General features: G+C 74.9%; 14 protein-coding genes. 5 read left to right on the top strand and 9 right to left on the bottom strand.

Going from position 1 to position 16,995, the window contains the following annotated elements:
* Positions 1-233: 233 nt before the first annotated feature.
* From OKX07_RS12825 to OKX07_RS12815, 3 genes are read left to right on the top strand one after another with little or no spacing between them, the layout of a single operon-like run.
* On the top strand, positions 234-1,430 hold the full coding sequence (locus tag OKX07_RS12825) for a ferrochelatase (RefSeq protein WP_416220784.1): 1,197 nt from the start codon (positions 234-236) through the stop codon (positions 1,428-1,430).
* Between the two features lie 44 nt (positions 1,431-1,474).
* Positions 1,475-2,185, top strand: coding sequence for a hydrogen peroxide-dependent heme synthase (gene hemQ / locus OKX07_RS12820; protein ID WP_322746782.1), 711 nt, complete (start codon positions 1,475-1,477; stop codon positions 2,183-2,185).
* 43 nt (positions 2,186-2,228) lie between these two features.
* Positions 2,229-2,675 carry an META domain-containing protein gene (locus OKX07_RS12815; protein ID WP_265628450.1) on the top strand — a complete coding sequence of 149 codons (447 nt, stop codon included), beginning with the start codon at positions 2,229-2,231 and terminating at the stop codon, positions 2,673-2,675.
* 27 nt (positions 2,676-2,702) lie between these two features.
* On the opposite strand, the gene OKX07_RS12810 is transcribed toward OKX07_RS12815, so the two are convergent.
* The 7 genes from OKX07_RS12810 to OKX07_RS12780 form a co-directional block, all read right to left on the bottom strand.
* On the bottom strand, positions 2,703-4,001 hold the full coding sequence (locus OKX07_RS12810) for a Glu/Leu/Phe/Val family dehydrogenase (RefSeq protein ID WP_265628449.1): 1,299 nt from the start codon (positions 3,999-4,001) through the stop codon (positions 2,703-2,705).
* Positions 4,002-4,037: 36 nt separating this feature from the next.
* Entirely contained in the window at positions 4,038-4,505 is a 468-nt protein-coding gene (locus OKX07_RS12805; protein WP_265628448.1) for a hypothetical protein, read from the bottom strand.
* Between the two features lie 159 nt (positions 4,506-4,664).
* A complete protein-coding gene (locus tag OKX07_RS12800) occupies positions 4,665-5,705 on the bottom strand; it encodes a LacI family DNA-binding transcriptional regulator (protein ID WP_265628447.1) in 1,041 nt (346 codons plus the stop codon).
* A gap of 155 nt (positions 5,706-5,860) precedes the next feature.
* On the bottom strand, positions 5,861-6,769 hold the full coding sequence (locus OKX07_RS12795; protein ID WP_265628446.1) for a carbohydrate ABC transporter permease: 909 nt from the start codon (positions 6,767-6,769) through the stop codon (positions 5,861-5,863).
* Positions 6,766-7,770 (bottom strand): carbohydrate ABC transporter permease, encoded by a 1,005-nt coding sequence (locus OKX07_RS12790; RefSeq protein WP_265628445.1) that lies wholly within the window; start codon positions 7,768-7,770, stop codon positions 6,766-6,768. The genes OKX07_RS12795 and OKX07_RS12790 overlap by 4 nt, the downstream gene beginning before the upstream one ends.
* 93 nt (positions 7,771-7,863) lie before the next feature.
* Complete coding sequence (locus OKX07_RS12785; RefSeq protein ID WP_265628444.1) at positions 7,864-9,168, bottom strand: ABC transporter substrate-binding protein; 1,305 nt, start codon at positions 9,166-9,168, stop codon at positions 7,864-7,866.
* 353 nt (positions 9,169-9,521) lie between these two features.
* Positions 9,522-10,055, bottom strand: a complete 534-nt coding sequence (locus tag OKX07_RS12780; RefSeq protein ID WP_265628443.1) for a DUF2505 domain-containing protein — start codon at positions 10,053-10,055, stop codon at positions 9,522-9,524.
* A 121-nt stretch (positions 10,056-10,176) separates the two neighbouring features.
* Here OKX07_RS12780 and OKX07_RS12775 point away from each other — a divergent pair, with 121 nt between their 5' ends.
* Positions 10,177-11,658 (top strand): sensor histidine kinase, encoded by a 1,482-nt coding sequence (locus OKX07_RS12775; RefSeq protein WP_265628442.1) that lies wholly within the window; start codon positions 10,177-10,179, stop codon positions 11,656-11,658.
* Between the two features lie 96 nt (positions 11,659-11,754).
* Here OKX07_RS12775 and OKX07_RS12770 read toward each other — a convergent pair whose 3' ends face one another.
* Positions 11,755-12,003, bottom strand: a complete 249-nt coding sequence (locus OKX07_RS12770) for a WhiB family transcriptional regulator (RefSeq protein WP_089803287.1) — start codon at positions 12,001-12,003, stop codon at positions 11,755-11,757.
* A gap of 512 nt (positions 12,004-12,515) precedes the next feature.
* On the opposite strand from OKX07_RS12770, the gene OKX07_RS12765 reads away from it, so the two are divergent.
* On the top strand, positions 12,516-13,016 hold the full coding sequence (locus OKX07_RS12765) for a hypothetical protein (RefSeq protein WP_265628441.1): 501 nt from the start codon (positions 12,516-12,518) through the stop codon (positions 13,014-13,016).
* Positions 13,017-13,061: 45 nt separating this feature from the next.
* On the opposite strand, the gene OKX07_RS12760 is transcribed toward OKX07_RS12765, so the two are convergent.
* The gene (locus OKX07_RS12760) at positions 13,062-16,961 is read right to left on the bottom strand and encodes an FtsK/SpoIIIE domain-containing protein (protein WP_265628440.1); all 3,900 of its coding nucleotides are present in this window, start codon (positions 16,959-16,961) and stop codon (positions 13,062-13,064) included.
* Positions 16,962-16,995: the final 34 nt, after the last annotated feature.

The following is a 16,995-nucleotide window of genomic DNA, read 5'->3' as shown; positions in this document are numbered from 1 at the left end:
CGATCGGGCTCCGGTTCCTGGGACTCCGGCGCGCAGGTGTCGCGCCAGGACGACGGTAGAGCGGCGCCGGGCCGCACGCACCCGGAGGCACCCGTCCGGGTGACGGCACGCGCACCGGAACGGTCACGCCGATCCCGACGAGGTGACACGGTGTCGTGACAACGTCACGCCGCCCGGCGCCACCGCCGACGGGCGGCCGGCGGGCTCGATGGGATGATCGGACGGTGCTTCCCGTGACGACGCCCTCGACGCCCCCCGCCACCGACCGGACGGCCGTCCCCCTGGCCGGAGCGGCCGGGCTGGACCCGTACGACGCCGTCCTGCTGTTCTCCTTCGGCGGGCCGAACGGCCCCGACGACGTGCTGCCGTTCCTGCGCAACGTGACCGCGGGCAAGAACATCCCGGACGCGCGCCTCGCCGAGGTCGCCGAGCACTACCACCACTTCGGTGGCCGCAGCCCCATCAACGAGCAGAACCTCGCGCTGCGCGCCGCGGTGCAGGCCGAGCTGAGCAGCCGGGGGCTCGACGTCCCCGTCGTGTGGGGCAACCGCAACTGGGAGCCGTACACGCGCGACGCGCTGGCCGAGGCGTACGCCGCCGGCGCCCGCCGGGCCGTGGCCCTGGTCACCTCCGCGTACTCGTCCTACTCGGGCTGCCGGCAGTACCGCGAGAACCTCTGGACCGCGCTGGGCGACCTCGCCGGCCAGGTCGGTGCCCCCGAGGGGTCGCACCCGCTCGTCGTCGACAAGGTGCGCTCCTACTTCAACCACCCGGGCTTCGTGCGCGCGAACGTCGACGCCGTCGTCGAGGCCTACGCGGGTGTCGCGGCCGACGCCGCCTGGCCGCGGCTCGTGTTCGTGACGCACTCGATCCCGGACACGATGGAGGAGGCGTCGGTCGTCGCCGGCGCGTCGTACCGCGAGCAGCACCTCGACGTCGCACGCACCGTCGCCGCGGCGGCGTCGCAGCGACTCGGCCGGACGGTCGAGTGGGACCTGGCGTTCTGCTCGCGCTCCGGCCCGCCCAGCCAGCCGTGGCTCGAGCCCGACGTCAACGACCACCTCGCCGTCCTCGCCGCGGCGGGCACGACGTCGGTCGTGCTGTCGCCGGTCGGCTTCGTCTCCGACCACATGGAGGTGGCGTTCGACCTGGACACCGAGGCGCTGGAGACGGCGCAGGAGCTGGGCATGACCGCCGTGCGCGCGGACTCGGTCGGCGTGCGGGACGCGTTCGTCAGCGGCCTGGTCGACCTGCTGCTGGAGCGCGCCGCGATCGCCCGCGCCGACGACGCCGGCCTGCCGCGACCTGCCCAGGCGACCACGGGGGAGCTGCCGGCGTTCCGTTCGGTGTGCGCCCCCGGCTGCTGCCGCATGCGCGCCGGTGAGGACTCCGGGCGCCTGGCCGCGTGCTCGACGGACCCCGCCTCGTGACCGTGCCGACCCCGCACCTGCCCACCCCAGCCGACGGAGCCCCCGTGACCACGCCACCGACCGCCCCCGATGCAGCCGCGCTCAACGCCACCATCCGCTACACGATGTGGTCCGTCTTCGCCGTCGACGGCCCCGTGCCGGCCGACGCCGACGCGCGCGCCGCGGTCGTCGCCGACGCGGAGCGCGCGGTCGGGTCCGACGACGGGCTCGTCGTGCGCGGCTGGTACGACGTCGCCGGCCTGCGCGCCGACGCGGACCTCATGGTGTGGTGGCACGCGGAGACGGTCGAGCAGGTGCAGGGCGCCTACCACCGGCTGCGGGCCAGCGCCCTGGGCGCGCACCTGACCCCCGTGTGGTCGGTCGTCGGGCTGCACCGGCCGGCCGAGTTCAACCGGGCGCACGTGCCGGCGTTCATGGCGGGGGAGCCCGCGGGCGACTACCTGTGCCTCTACCCCTTCGTCCGGTCCTACGAGTGGTACGTCCTGCCCGACGAGGACCGTCGCCGCATGCTGCACGAGCACGGTGCGGCGGCGCGGGACTACGCCGACGTGCGCGCCAACACGGTGTCGTCGTTCGCGCTCGGCGACTACGAGTGGCTCCTGGCGTTCGAGGCCGGCGAGCTGCACCGCATCGTCGACCTCATGCGCGACCTGCGCGCCACGCAGGCCCGGCTGCACGTGCGCGAGGAGGTCCCGTTCTACACGGGCCCGCGCGTCGAGCTGGCCGACTGGGTGCAGCGGCTGCCGCGCGCCTGACGCACCTGTCGCCCGCGCCGTCACGGGGGTGCCATCATCGAGCATGCGCGACGACGGGCACGACGAGCCGACCACCGCCGACCCCACGGGTGCCGTCCCGGACGCCCCGTGGCTGCACGGGACGTGGCGGGTGGTGCGCGTCGACGGCACCGACCTCGCCGACGGGCTGCAGGGACCGCCGTGGCTGACCTTCGACGGTGACGGCATGGTGTTCGGCTACGCCGGCGTCAACCGGGTCCGCGGCACCTGGCGCCTCGAGGGGTCGACGCTGTCGTTCGGTCCGGTGGTCGCGACGCTCATGGCCGGCCCGCCGGAGGCGACGACGACCGAGCGCGCGGTGCTGGGGCTGCTGCAGGACGGCGGGGTCGTGGCGTCGCAGGACGGCACGTTGACCCTGCGCACGCCGGGTGGTCGAGCGGCCGAGCTGGTGCGGGCGCCCGCCTCCGGTGATGCGGCCCCGGTCGACGCGGGCCCCCACGCGCTGCACTGACGAGGGTCGTGCCGGCGGCGTGCGCCCTCAGGGGTACAGGCCGCGGATCAGGTGCGCCTCCGCCACGCGCCGGACGCCGATCGTCATCGCCGCCTCACGCAGCGTCACCGACTCCGCCCGCGCCAGGCCGGCGACGGCCTCGTGGCTCGCCAGCATCCGCCGCTCGAGACGCTCCTCGATCTCCTGCTCGGTCCACCAGTACGCCTGGTTCGCCTGCACCCACTCGAAGTAGCTGACGACCACGCCGCCGGCGTTGGCCAGGACGTCGGGGACCACGACGACGCCGCGCTCCGCGAGGATGCGGTCACCCTCGCTCGTGGTCGGACCGTTGGCGCCCTCGACGACCCACCGCGCCTTGACGCGTCCCGCGGTCTCGCCGTCGAGGACCCCCTCGACGGCCGCGGGCACCAGCAGGTCGACGTCGAGCGCCAGCAGGTCCGCGTTGCTGACCGGGTCGGCGTCCGCGAACCCCGCGACCTCGCCGGTGCGGGCGACGTGCTCGAGCAGGGCCGGCACGTCGAGGCCGTCGTCCCGCCGCACGCCGCCGTGCTCGTCGCTGACCGCCACGACGCGGGTGCCGGCGTCGTGCAGCAGCCGCGCCGCGTGCGACCCGACCTTGCCGAAGCCCTGCACGGCCGCGCTGACCTCGGCCAGCTCGACACCCTCGGCGCGCAGCGTGGCGCGCGCCGTGTGCACGACGCCCTGCGACGTCGCCGTGGGACGGCCCAGCGACCCGCCGACCGCCAGCGGCTTGCCGGTCGTGACCGCGGGGATCGTGAACCCGCGGTTGACCGAGTAGGTGTCCATGACCCAGGCCATCGTCTGCTCGTTCGTGCCGATGTCGGGCGCCATGATGTCCCGCTCGGGCCCGATCATCGGCATGATCTCGCTGGTGTAGCGGCGCGTCACGCGTTCGAGCTCGGCCGCCGAGTGCGTGTGCGGGTCGATCGTCACCCCGCCCTTCGCGCCGCCGTACGGCACGTCGACGACCGCGCACTTCCAGGTCATCCACATCGCCAGGGCGCGGACCTCGTCGATGTCGACGCCGGGGGCGTAGCGCAGCCCGCCCTTGCCAGGACCGCGGGAGATGTTGTGCTGCACGCGGTACCCGGTGAACACCTGGACGCGCCCGTCGTCGCGGCGCAGCGGGACGGCGACCCGCAGCTCGCGCCGCGGGGTCGCGAGCACCTCGTGCAGGCCGGCGTCGTAGCCGAGGATCTCGACCGCGCGCGACAGCTGTTGCTGCGCGGTGGCGAGCGGCGCCGACGACGCGTCGACGTGGCTGGTCGTGCCGGCGGTGGTCGGGGGGGAAGGGTGGTCGCCCATGACCTCACCCTGGCACGGCAGACGCCGCGCCACCCGTCAGCAGTACCGGATGTCGGTGACCCATCGGGTGATGCTGCCGCCCAGGTGCCGGCTGTGACGCGCGGGCACGAGCACGCACATGCCGAGGCCGCCGTCGGAGTACACGGGCGCGACGAACAGGTCGCTGTCGCGGCAGTTGATGACGCGTGCGGACCACGGGGAGGGGAATGACAGGTAGGAGGAGGACAGGTAGGAGCACCACGCGTCCTCGTCCTCGATCGTGGCCTGCGGTCGGGTGCCGCCGCCGGGGAGCGTCCCGGTGCCGTCCGTGTCCTGCAGGACCGTCGGTCCCGCCGGGGTCTGGTCGTCGATCGCCGCGGCGGCGGGCAGCGCGGTCGCGACCGTGACGACGACGGCCAGCAAGGCGCCCACCCGGCGGCGGGTACGCCGACGACGGGCGGTGCGGGAGCGCTCGTGGCGGCTCAGCGGCGCAGCGGCGTGCTCGGTGATGGTGCTGCGACGCATGGGGGCTCCTCTCGGGGCACCGCCCGGACGAGGCGGGGGCGCCGCACGTCGTTGTGCGGCGCCCGCGACCACCTTGGCGTGACCGGACGCGGCGTGTCAAGGCGCGTCAGCACTCGGTCACCGTGCGTTCTTCCGTCGGTCAGACGTCGAAGCCGGGGGTCACGCGGAGGCGCGAATCACCAGCTCGGGCGCGAAGATCAGCGGCTCGCTGTTGGGTGCGCCGTGCAGCTGGCCGAGCAGCCGGGCGCCGGCGGCGCGGGCCATCGCGACGACCGGCTGGATGACGCTCGTCAGCGGGGGCGTGGTCGACGCCGCGACCCCGAGGTTGTCGTAGCCGACGATCGCGACGTCACCCGGGACGTCGCGGCCCAGCTCGGCGAGGACGCCGAGCGCGCCCGTGGCCATGAGGTCGGAGGCGATGAAGATGCCGTCGACGTCCGGGAACCGCGTGATCAGGTCCCGCGCGGCGTGGGCGCCGGAGGTGATCGTGAAGTCGCCGTGCACGACCGCCGACTGGTCCAGCCCGGAGGCCTCCATCGCCAGCCGCCACCCGGCGAGCCGGTCGATGCCCGCCGACATGTCCTGCGGCCCGGCGATCGTCGCGACGCGCCGGCAGCCGCGGTCGATGAGGTGCTGGGTGGCGATGCGCCCGCCCTCGGTGTTGTCGGTGTCGACGTACTGGACGTCCTGGTCCGGTGCGGACAACGGCCGACCCACGAAGACGTTGGGCACGCGGGACGCGAGCAGCGCCCGGTCGAGCTCGTCGTCGCGGTGGTGCGAGACGACGATCGCCCCGTCGACGTGACCGTTGCGCAGGTAGCGGATCGTCCGCTCGCTCTCACCGGGGCGCGCGATCACGAGCACGACCTGGATGTCGGAGTCGGCCAACGACGTGCTGAGCCCGTTCAGCGTGCCGGCGAAGAACGGGTCGGACAGGACCCGCTCGTCCGGCTCGGGCACGACGAGGGCGATCGAGTCGGTGCGGCGTGTGACGAGGGAGCGTGCGGCGCGGTTCGGGGTGTACCCGAGATCGGCGACGGCGGCCTCGACGGCGGACAGGGCCTCGGGGGAGACGCGCAGACCCCCGTTGATCGCGCGGGAGGCCGTCGAACGCGACACCCCGGCGCGCTCGGCCACCTGTTCGAGCGTGGGTGCGGCGGGGCGCAGCAGGTCAGCACGCGTGGAGAAGTTCTCGACCACCGTTGGTCATCCCCTCTGAGGCTGCACCAGGGCAGCGTGGACGTTCTCCTGGCCATGGTCCGGGTGCCGCACGACGCGAGGCTACCTCTGGACCTGCTCCGTCCCTGGTCGGGCGGCCGGGTGTCGGCCGCCCGACCAGGGCACGTCGAGCGGGATCAGCCCTTGACGGCGCCGGCCATGATGCCGGCGACGAGCTGCCGACCCGCGACCACGAAGAGCACCAGCAGCGGGATGGCGGACAGCACCACGCCCGCCATGATCAACGACATGTCCTTGAAGTAGGACGCCTGCAGGAGCTGCAGCGCCACGGGCAGCGTCGGGTTCGTCGAGCCGAGGACGATGAACGGCCAGAAGAAGTTCGTCCAGGATCCGACGAAGGCGAACAGCCCGAGCATGACGGCGGCGGGACGTGCCGCCGGCAGGGCGATGCTCCAGAACGTGCGGATCATCGACGCACCGTCGACACGGGCCGCCTCGATCAGCTCGTAGGGCAGTGCCGACTCCAGGTACTGCGTCATCCAGAACACGCCGAACGCCGTGACCAGACCGGGCACGATGACCGCGATCAGCTTGCTGAGCCAGCCCAGCTCGGCCATGACGATGAACAGCGGGACGATGCCGAGCTGCGTCGGCACGGCCGTCGTGGCGATGACGAACAGCAGCAACCCGTTGCGCCCACGGAACCGGAGCTTCGCGAACGCGAACCCGGCGAGCGTCGAGAACAGCACGACCGACGCGGACGTGACGACTGCGACGATGACCGAGTTGGTCAGCGCCTTCCAGAAGTTGATGTCCGAGGTCAGCACCCGGTTGACGTTCTCGAAGAAGTTCCCCTGCGGGATCAACGACGGGATCGGGTTCTGCGCGATCGTCGAGGCGTCCGAGCTGGCGAGCAGGAACGCGTAGTAGATCGGCAGGGTGAAGATCGCGACCGAGGCCGTGAGCAGCAGGTACGTCACCCAGCCCGGGCGTCGCTCCGAGCCGTGTCCGCGCGAGCGCTTGGCCGCCCGGGCGGCGCCGGCACCGGCGGTCTGCCGGATGTAGGGGACCGAGGGCGCGCTCATCGCTTGACCTTCTTTCGTGCCGTCGGTGTCGACTCGGACGCGATGCGGCGGGTGAGCCAGAAGTTGAGCATGCCGACGGCGAGGATGATGAGGAACAGGACCCAGGCGACCGCGGCTGCTCGGCCGAAGCTCTTGGAGTTGCCGAAGCCGAGCTCGTAGATGTACATCGTCACGGTCATCCACTGCCGGTCGCCGCCGCCCTGGCCGAGCTGGTCGAACATGCGCGGCTCGTCGAAGATCTGCAGGCCGCCGATGGTCGACGTGATGACCACGAAGATGAGGGTGGGCCGGATCTGCGGGATCGTGATCGAGAGGAACTGCCGCAGGCGGGTCGCCCCGTCGATGACCGCAGCCTCGTACAGGTCGCGCGGGACGGCCTGCATGGCCGCCAGGAGGATCAGCGTGTTGTAGCCGGTCCACCGGAAGTTGACCATCGTCGCGACGGCGAGGTGGGACGGCAGCACGTCACCGTGCCACTTGATCGGGTCGATCCCGATGATGCCGAGCATCGCGTTCGCCAGACCCGACTGGTCGGCGAAGACCTTGCCGAAGATCAGCGAGACGGCGACGGGGGCGATGACGTAGGGCACCAGCACGCCCATGCGCCAGAATGTCTTGGCCCGCAGGTTCGCGTCGAGCAGCGCCGCGAGGACGATCGCGACCATGAGCTGGGGGATCGTCGACAGCAGGAAGATGCTGAAGGTGTTGCGCAGCCCCTTCCAGAAGTTCGGCTCCTGGAAGACGAACGCGAAGTTCTCGAAGCCGACGAACTCACCCTGGCCGCCCAGCAGGTGCCAGTCGTGCACGGAGACGTACGCCGTGTAGGCCAGCGGGAACAGGCCGGTGAGCGCGAACAGCAGGAAGAAGGGGGAGATGTACAGGTAGGGCGAGACCTTGACGTCCCAGCGGCCCAGCGTCTGGCTGAAGCCGACGCGGCGCGGGTCGCGCGGGGAGTCGGGCAGCTGGCGCCCGGCGCGCGGCTGCGTGGTCGAGGTGGCCATGGGGGTCCTCCGGAAGCTCAGGGGTGACGCGTGCGGGGCCGGGTCGGTGGCGGTCACCACCGACCCGGCCCCGCACGTTCAGGTCAGGTCAGGTCAGCCGAGACCCTGGACGACCTGCACGACGCTGTCCCACTGAGCGGCGGGGTCGGCGCCGTTGACGTCGACCTCGTTGAGCGCGCTGGCGACCGCGTCCTGGATCGTGAAGTACTGCGGACCCTTGAACGGGGCGACGATGCCCTCCGCGCGGTTGGCGAGGATCTCACCGGTCGGGGCGTTGTTGAAGAACTCGTTGGTCGCCGACTTGATCTCGTCGGACTCGAGCGCCTCGACCTGGCTCGGGAACGTGCCCTTGTTGGTGAACGCCTCGATCTGCTGCTCGGGGGCGGTCAGCCACGCGGCCAGCTTGGTGGCGGCCTCGGTGTTGGCACCCTGCGAGGGGACGGTCAGGAACGAGCCGCCCCAGTTGCCGGCACCACCGGGGTAGACGTCGGCCAGGTCCCAGCCGGTGACGCCGGCCGCGTTGCCCTCGATGACACCGAGCATCCAGCCCGGGGCCAGCATGACGGCGAAGCCGTCCGTCTGGAACGAGTTCGTCCAGTCGTCGCTCCACTGGGCGAAGTGCGCCGACAGGTTGTCGGTCCGCGCGGCGGCCGTCACCTGGTCGTACATCTCCTTCACGCGCGGGTTGTCCAGCGCGATCACGTCACCGGTCTCGGGGTCCTCGTAGGCCGCCTCCTCCTGGTTGACCATGCCCTGGTAGATGGCGCTGGCCGAGTCGAAGAACGCCTTGCCGCCCGAGGCTGCGGCGTACGTCTTGCCGACCTCGAAGAAGCCCTCCCACGTGGCGGCGTCGCCGCCGAAGAGCTCGGCGACGGCCTCGCGGTCCGACGGCAGACCGGCTGCCTCGAACAGGTCGGCGCGGTAGGCGATGCCCTGCGGGCCGATGTCCGTGCCGTAGCCGATGAGCTTGCCGTCCGCCGTCGTGGCCTGGGCCTGCTTCCAGTCCAGCCAGCGGCCCTCGACGTCGGGGGACGCCAGGTCCTCGAAGTAGTCCGGGTACGCCAGCAGCTCGGGCAGCCAGTCGACCTCGATGGCCTCGATGTCGGACGTGCCGGAGCCCGCCGCGAGACGCGTGTTGAGGTTCTCGCGGGCCTCGTTCGAGGTCGCGGCGACCTTCTGCTCGATCGTGACGCCGGGGTTCTCCGCCTCGTAGCGGTCGAACATCTCGTCGGTGTAGCCGAACTCGTTGAAGGTGGCGACCGTGAGCGTGACGCTCCCGCCGTCCGCGGTCTCGTCACCCTCGCCTGCGTCGTCGCTCGAGGAGCAGGCGGTCGCGACGAGGGCGATGCTCGTCACACCTGCTGCGAGCGCCCACGCCTTGCGTGTGGTCTTGCGCACAATGACTCCCTTGTCAGTCGGACGGCTACGTCGCCGTACATCTTGTCCGTGCGTCGCCTGCAGCCGTGACGGCTGGGTGGGGCGTCGCGCGTTGGGGCTGTCGGGCCCCGTCGTGGATGCGATCCCTCGATCATCGCGGGAGCGTTCCCACGCACTGCGGGACACCTTCGTCCCGGACATGGGCGGGTGTCAAGGAGGCCGGCCCCCGACCCCCGGGTGGTAGCGGTCCCACAGCACCATCGGCGCAGGTCAGCGTGATTTCCCACGCCTCCCACGTTATCCAATTGTTACGACGTGCCCACTTTGTCCTGTGCGCCGACCGGGTGATCCGTGTCCCCCGTCGGTGGCGGTCATCAGGGCTCCGGCTCCGGGTCGGCCGCCGCCTCGCGCACGCCCGCGAGCCACCGCGCGGCGACCGCCTCCTCGTCACGCAGGGCGGCCCGCACGGCACCGCCGGCGGCCTCCTCGACCGCGGCCGCGAACAACGGCACCGCGGCACGGACCTCGCCGTCGTAGGTCACGCGCGCAGCACCGGGCCCGACGTCCACCAGCGTGGTCCGGCCCGTCACCCGCACGGGGGCACCCGCGATCTCGACGACCACCGTGCCGGAGCGCGAGCCGTCGGCGTCCGGGGCCTCCCACGCCTCGACCTGGCGCACGTCGATCCGGTCGCCGACGAACCCGCGCAGGTGCGCGGGGATCTGCGTGGTCGGCATCGCGCGCCGCGTCGTCACCGTGAACGCGTCGTCGACGGAGCCGGTCACGTCGACGTGCTGCTCGACGGCGCCCGAGGCGCGCACCTTGGCGTGCACGTAGTCCGGGTCGGCCAGGAGCCGGGCCGCGGCGCGTGCGTCGGTGGGCAGGTCGATCGTGACGTGCAGCTCCACTGCGGACCCCCGGGGCGGGCGTACCTGCGGTCCGAGCGGCCGCGCGGACCTGCGACGGATGGTCCGCCCGCGGGGCGACCCGTCGTCCCGAGCGTAGTCGTCCGCTGCGTACCCTGGGCCTGTGTCCACGCTCAGCGACCTCGTCACCCGTCACGGGGCGCTCGATGCCCCCGACCTGGAGTGGCTGCACCTGCTGGTCGGGGACTGGCAGGTGGTCTCCGACCTCGCGTTCGCGGACCTGGTGCTGTGGCTGCCGACCGCCGACGGCGACTTCATCGCGGTCGCGCAGTGCCGGCCGTCGACCGGCGCCACGGTGCACTACGACGACGTCGTCGGCTCGCGCCCGCCGGAGGGGCAGGTCTCCCAGCTGCGCCGGGCCCTCGAGGAGCAGGCTCCGCAGCGTTCGCGCGAGCCGCGCTGGTTCGGCTCGTACGCCGTGCGCGAGGAGGCGGTGCCCGTCGTGCGTGGCGGACGCTCGATCGCCGTCCTGGCCCGGCAGACGAACCTCGGCGGGGCGCGCACCCCGTCGCGCCTCGAGCTGAACTACGTCGAGGCCGCCGACGACCTGGTGGCCATGGTCGCCCGCGGCGAGTTCCCGGCCCCCGACGCGCCGACCGGACCGCGCCGCGGTGCGCCCCGGGTGGGCGACGGGCTCGTGCGGATGAACGGCGAGGGCGAGGTGCTCTATGCGAGCCCGAACGCGCTGTCGTGCTTCCACCGCCTCGGTGCTCTGGGCGACCTCGTGGGGCGGTCGCTGATCGAGGTGACGTCGGACCTCATCGAGCAGAACGCGACGGTCGACGAGTCGATGCCGCTCGTGCTCATGGGCCGCGCGCCGTGGCGGGTCGACGTCGAGGCCCGGGGCGTCGCGCTGTCGCTGCGCGCGGTCCCGCTGACGGACCGCGGCCAGCGCATGGGCGCGGTGCTGCTGTGCCGTGACGTCTCGGAGCTGCGGCGTCGCGAGCGCGAGCTGATCACCAAGGACGCGACGATCCGGGAGATCCACCACCGGGTCAAGAACAACCTGCAGACGGTCGCGGCGCTGCTGCGTCTGCAGTCGCGCCGCATGGACTCGCCCGAGGCCCGTGAGGCGCTGAGCGAGGCGATGCGCCGCGTCGCGACGATCGCGCTGGTGCACGAGACGCTCTCGCAGACCCTCGACGAGAGCGTCCCGTTCGACGACCTCGTCGGGCGCAGCCTGCGCCTGGCGGCCGACGTCGCGACGGCCGGTGCGCACGTGCGCACCGTCGTCCGAGGTTCGTTCGGCGCCGTCCCGGCCGAGGACGCGACTGCGCTGGCGCTCGTGCTCACCGAGCTGGTGACGAACGCGGTGGAGCACGGTCTCGCCGGTCGGGACCAGGGCACCGTCGAGGTCGTCGTGGAGCGCGACGGCACCAACCTGCGCGTCGAGGTCGCCGACGACGGCGCGGGCCTGCCGGAGACCAAGGGCGCCGGGACGGGGCTGGGCACGCAGATCGTGCAGACGCTGGTGTGCAACGAGCTCGGCGGCTCGATCGCGTGGGGTGTCCGCGAGGGGGGCGGCACGTCCGTGGTCATCGAGGCCGTGCTGCGCTCGGGGCGGGACGCGGCGACCGTGGCGTGACGGTGCCGGGCACGACGACAGGGCCGCCGCGAACGGTCGGCCCTGTCGGGTGGTCGAGGTCGCGCGACGACGCGCGTCCTCGGGGTGCGTCGAGGGTCAGCTGGCCCGGCGCTGGCGAGCCGTACGGCGCTTGAGCGCGCGGCGCTCGTCCTCGGACAGGCCGCCCCAGACGCCGGCGTCCTGGCCGGTCTCGATCGCCCACTTGAGGCAGGTGTCGACGACGTCGCAGCGTCGGCAGACGGCCTTGGCCTCCTCGATCTGCTGCAGAGCCGGGCCGGTGTTCCCGATGGGGAAGAACAGCTCGGGGTCCTCGTCGAGGCAGGCTGCGCGGTGGCGCCAATCCATGGGGGGCTCTCCTTGCACACGCCTGACTGCGCGCCCGGACGAGCGCGCGCAACGGCGCATGGAATCAGTGGTGGGGGGGGAACGTGCTGGACCAAGAGTCACACCCGATCCGTCCGCGCACAAGAGTTACGGCAGCGTTTCATGTCGGTAACGACTGAGGTGTTGATCACATCGAGGCCCGGCCCGCCGCGTGGTGCGCCGCCGTCGCGGGTCCGGCCGGGCGGGCATCGGACCCGAACGTCCAGGTCAGCGCCTCCCGCTCGCCACAATGCCTCTGACCTGGGAGATCACTGTGCCCTGACCGTCGCGGGCCGGTCGGCGGGCCGTCCCGGGCCGGCACCGAGGGCGTGGCGTGACGAGCCTCACGCCTGACCCGGTGCCATCGTCCCTGGACACCGGGGGTCTCGGCGTGGTCGTACCGGGTCCCGGGTTCTGGTATGCGGCACGGGATCCGGGCGTGTCACGCGGGAGGTGACCCAGTCGCCCGCGCGGTCGGGTCCTAGGGTCGAGCCATGCCCCGTACGCCCGCCGGCCGCGAGCCCGCCCCCGGAGCCGGCCCGTCCCGCGCCCCGCGCCCCGACGGCGGGGGTGGGACCGGTCGCGGCGGCGCGCCCGCGGGTCCCGACCCCGCGCCGCGACCGACGATGCTCGTCGTGGCGTGCACGGTCGTGCTCCTCGAGGTCGCGGCGCTGGTCGCCTTCGCGGTCGCCGGCGTGGTCGCGCTCGCCCGCGGCGCCGACGTCGGCCAGGGAGTGTTCCTCGTCGTGGTGGCGCTCGGCGCGGCGGCCCTGCTGGCTGCAGCGGTCCGCGGTCTGTGGTCGGGCCGCCGCTGGGGTCGGGGGCCCGTCCTGACCGCGCAGATCTTCGTCGTGGTGACGGCCGCGACCTGGTGGGGTGCCGGCGGAGGCGCGCGGGCGCTCGCCCCGATGGTCGTCGCGCTGGTCGTGGTGGTCGCCGTGCTCAGCCCGCGCGTCGTCGCCGCGACGGCGGGCGGGCGCACCACCGCGCCCTGACGGGCGGGCGGACCCGCGGGGCCGACCGACCTCGTGACGGGCGGGTCACGCCCGTCGTGCCGCGTCGGCCTCCCGGCGGACGGGGGCGTCGGGCGCGTGCACCTGGACGCGCAGCAGCGTGCGGTCCTGCCGCAGCACGCCGCGGCCCGGCGGGCGGTGCCAGGGGTCGCACTGCAGCGCCGCCCCGGGACCCAGCAGATCGGCCGCTGCCGGGCCGTGGGGGTCCAGCACGAGCACCTGGCGGGACCGCAGCGCAGCGGCGACGGGGCCGCGGAAGCTCGTGGCGGCGTGCTCCGTCGTCGTGGCGAGCACGATCGGCAGCATCCCGCCCGCCGCGGCGCGCAGCGTGCGCTCGAGCCGGTCGGTGAGCTGCGGGTCCGTCCGCTCGACCAGGTCGACGTCGTCGACGAGGAGGACGGCCGGGCCGGCACCCTGCCCTCCCTCGCCGTCGAGGCCGTCGAGGCCGTCGAGCGCGGCGGCGCCCCGGTCCGGGGCCACCACGAGCACCACGCCCTCGCGGCACCCGGCCACCTGCGCGTGCACGTCGGGCGTCGGGGTCAGGAGCAGCACGCGGCGGCCCGCCGCGGCCCACTGGTCCGCGAGCGTGCGCAGCGTGGCGGTCCGGCCCGAGCCCGGGGGGCCGGCGACGACGAGCGGGCGAGCCGGTGCCACGGCGACGGGCCCCGGGCCGTCGCCCCCGACGCCCAGCAGGACCGGGTGGATGCCGGGAGCCCCGGCGCCCCCGCGTGGACCGGCGTGCCGGGGGGCCTCCGATCGCGCGGGCAGCACGCCGATCCGCGCCGGCCCCGGTACCCCGACGTCGCCGTGCGGTCGCGCGGTCGCGTCCGAGGGCAGCACGACCTGGCTCACGTGCGCGCCGTCGGGCACGCACACCACGGCTCGTCCCGGGACCGTGCGCGGGCCGACGAGCGCGGCGGGCACACCGGCCTGGGCGTCGAGCCCGGGGTCGGGCACGGGGAGCACCAGCCGCAGCCCGAACGTGCCCAGCAGCCGCGTCAGTGCCGGCACCACCGGGCCGGCCGCCGCGACGTGCACACCCGCCGGCGGGTGCCGCAGCAGCCCGGTGAGCAGGTCGACGCCCACGCCGCGGGCGTGCGCCGCGAGCACGTCGAGGAGCGCGTCCAGGCCGTCGACGAGCAGCACGTCGGCGGGGCCCTGCGCCTCGCGCCGTGATGCGAGGCGGTCCAGCAGGAGCAGCGCGCGGTGCGCGTCGTCACGCGGGAGGGTCGTGCCGACGGACCGCGCGGCCGTGCCGTGCAGGTGGGCGAGCGCGGCGGCCGGCAGGCCCACGGCATGCACGTGCAGGCCGGCGTGCAGCGCGTGCGTCCCGACGGTCAGCAGGGTCGTGGAGCGTCCCGAGCGCGGTCCGCCGAGCACGAGCAGCGGTCCGTCGGCCGGGCACCAGCGGACCTCCGTGCGGCGCTGCTCGGCGGGCACGTCGGCGACGGCGACCAGCAGCCCGGCCGGGCCCGCGGGCGCGCCGACGTCGTCCGCGGGCACCCGGTCCGGCAGGGCGGGCAGCCAGGGCACCCCCGTGCCCGGCAGGCCCCGCGCGGCGCCGACGCACGCGGCGACCCAGGCGCCGACGTCGTCGTCCTGCGGCGCGGGTGCCGCTCGCCACGGCTCGGGGGGCGCCGGGGCCGGGACGAGCCGGACCGTCGTGGGAGCGCGGTGCCGCCGCGCGTGCGCCACCTGCACGGGCACGACCGGCCGGGAGCCGATGCGCAGGAGAGCGCGGCCGGGCACCGCGACGTCGAGGTGAGCGGCGTCCGCGGTACCGACGACGTCGCGCGAGTCGTCCTCGTCGGCGACGCGCAACGCGATCCGCAGACCGAGGTTCGCCCGCAGGTCGGCGGGCACGGCGCCGCCGGGCCGCTGCGTGGCCAGGACGAGGTGCACGCCGAGCGCCCGGCCCTGCGCGGCGAGCCGCGCGAGCGTGGCCGCGGCGTCCGGGAGGTCGTCGACCAGGGCGCGCAGCTCGTCGACGACCACGAGCAGGCGTGCCGGGGTGGCCGCGTCCGCGGGGTCGAGGTCGGCGACGTCGGTCCGGCCCGCCGCTGCCAGCAGGCGCTCGCGGCGGCGCAGCTCGGCACGCAGGCCGACGAGCGTGCGCCGCGCCGCCGCGACGTCGAGGTCGTGGACGTGGTCGACGACGTGCGGCAGCCCCGCGAGCGGGCCCAGGCCCGTCCCACCCTTGAAGTCGACCAGGAGCACCGCGAGCCTGCGCGGCGGCTGAGCGAGCGCCAGCGCGAGCACGAGCGTCCGGAGCAGCTCGGACTTGCCCGCCCCGGTCGTGCCGGCGACGAGCGCGTGCGGCCCGTCGCGCACGAGGTCCAGGACGACGGCCCGCCCGTCCGGCCCGACGCCGATCGGCGCCGCGAGCGTGCGCGGCGCCGGCTGCCGCCACGCCGTGGCGACCGCGTCCGGGTCGGGCGCGGGGACCCTGGGCAGGCCGCCGAGGGCCACGTCGCGGGGCAGGGTGCGAGCCCCCGCGCCCTCCCGCGTCGCGAGCACCCACGTCAGGGCCGCAGCCGCGCGCGCCTGCGCGTCGGCGACCCGCGCCCCGACCACCTCGACGTCGTCCTCCGCCCCGCCGTGACCCGGGCGCAGGACGGTCGACACCCACGCCGGCACGGGCGTGTCCGGGGGGACCACGAGCAGGAGGCGCGCGCCCGGGGTCGCGACGCGCCACGCCCCGAGGTCCGGGGCGGGGCCGTCGACGACGACGAGCACGTCGCCCTCCGTGGGCCCGGGCAGGCGGTCGGTCGGGTCCCACCACCGGGTCCACTGCCACCGGGTCGCGGCGTCCGCGCGCAGGACCAGCCGGGTCGGAGTCCCGGCGCCGAGCGTGCGCAGGACCAGCGCCCGCGCGGCGCCGAGCGCCTCCTCGCGGGGGCCCGCCAGCGCCAGGGTGCCGTCGACCGGCCACGGCGCGTCGGTGCCGGGGACCGGCCCCGCCCGGTCGAGCAGGCGCTGCGCCGTGGTGAGGCGGAGCGCGGCCACGTCGCACGGCACGTCCGCGGCGCCGCCCTCCGCGCCGGCCGGCGCGACGCCGGATGGGGCGCCGCCCGACGGGCCGGCGGCCGGGTCCCCGTCGGGTACGCGACCGCCCGCCGACCCGAGCAGCCCCACCAGGCCCGTCACCGCGGTGAGCAGCAGCACGGGCTGGCGCAGGACGACCGCCAGGACGACGGCGCCGGCGGACGACGCGGCGGCGGCCCAGGCCCACGGCGGCACCCGTCGCCACCGTCGCGACGGCACGCCCGACCGGGGCGGGGCGACCCGCAGCAGCAGCGTCGTCCGCCCGACCTGCAGCGGGGCGTCCGTCGGCCACCTGCGCGGGCGTCGTCCGACCGTGCGCCCGGCCGCCGCCCCGCGCCCGAGCCACCGGGCGCCGCCGAGCCACCGGGCGCCGTCGAGCCGCCGGGCGCGGCCGTGCGGGGGTGGGGTCAGGGTGCCGCGGCCGCGGACGACGCGGACCCGCACGCGTCGCCCGCGCCGACGGACCTCGACGCGGGTGCCCGGGCGAGCGGGCCCGGTCGGCGCCGCCCGGTCCGCCGGCTCGATGCCCGGCGGGTCGACGTCCACCTGCACGCGAGCACCGTCGGGCAGGAGCACGAGGCGTCCGGCGTCCGGGCCGGTCCGCACCGCGAGGTGCGTGGCTCCCGTGTGCGCGACCGCGACGACGTCGTCGTGCGGTGCGGACCCGAGGTGGGCGCCGGGGAGCAGGGGCGGGGCGCCGGCGGGATGGGCGTCGTCGAGCTCGACGCCCCCGACCTGCAGGGGCGTGCCCGGTGCGGCCCACCGTGCGTCGCCGGTGAGCAGCGCCAGCCGGCGCCGCAGCTCGCCGGCGGGCAGACCCGGCGCGACGTCGACGTCGACGTCGCGCCCGGGCAGGACGGGGGAGGGGATCGTGAGCCGCACCCGGTGAGCATCGGCCCCGGGGGACGCCGACGAC

This window comes from Cellulomonas sp. S1-8, assembly GCF_026184235.1.
Taxonomy (GTDB): Bacteria; Actinomycetota; Actinomycetes; order Actinomycetales; family Cellulomonadaceae; genus Cellulomonas.
Note: the sequence above shows the minus strand (reverse complement) of the source record. Positions and strands in the feature narration are given on the sequence as shown.

Excerpts from the sequence above, each read along its gene's own strand:
- OKX07_RS12815 (WP_265628450.1), top strand. The coding sequence starts at position 2,229 with ATGCGCGACGACGGGCACGACGAGCCGACCACCGCCGACCCCACGGGT.
- OKX07_RS12810 (WP_265628449.1), bottom strand. The coding sequence starts at position 4,001 with ATGGGCGACCACCCTTCCCCCCCGACCACCGCCGGCACGACCAGCCAC.
- OKX07_RS12805 (WP_265628448.1), bottom strand. The coding sequence starts at position 4,505 with ATGCGTCGCAGCACCATCACCGAGCACGCCGCTGCGCCGCTGAGCCGC.
- OKX07_RS12795 (WP_265628446.1), bottom strand. The coding sequence starts at position 6,769 with ATGAGCGCGCCCTCGGTCCCCTACATCCGGCAGACCGCCGGTGCCGGC.
- OKX07_RS12790 (WP_265628445.1), bottom strand. The coding sequence starts at position 7,770 with ATGGCCACCTCGACCACGCAGCCGCGCGCCGGGCGCCAGCTGCCCGAC.
- OKX07_RS12770 (WP_089803287.1), bottom strand. The coding sequence starts at position 12,003 with ATGGATTGGCGCCACCGCGCAGCCTGCCTCGACGAGGACCCCGAGCTG.
- OKX07_RS12765 (WP_265628441.1), top strand. The coding sequence starts at position 12,516 with ATGCCCCGTACGCCCGCCGGCCGCGAGCCCGCCCCCGGAGCCGGCCCG.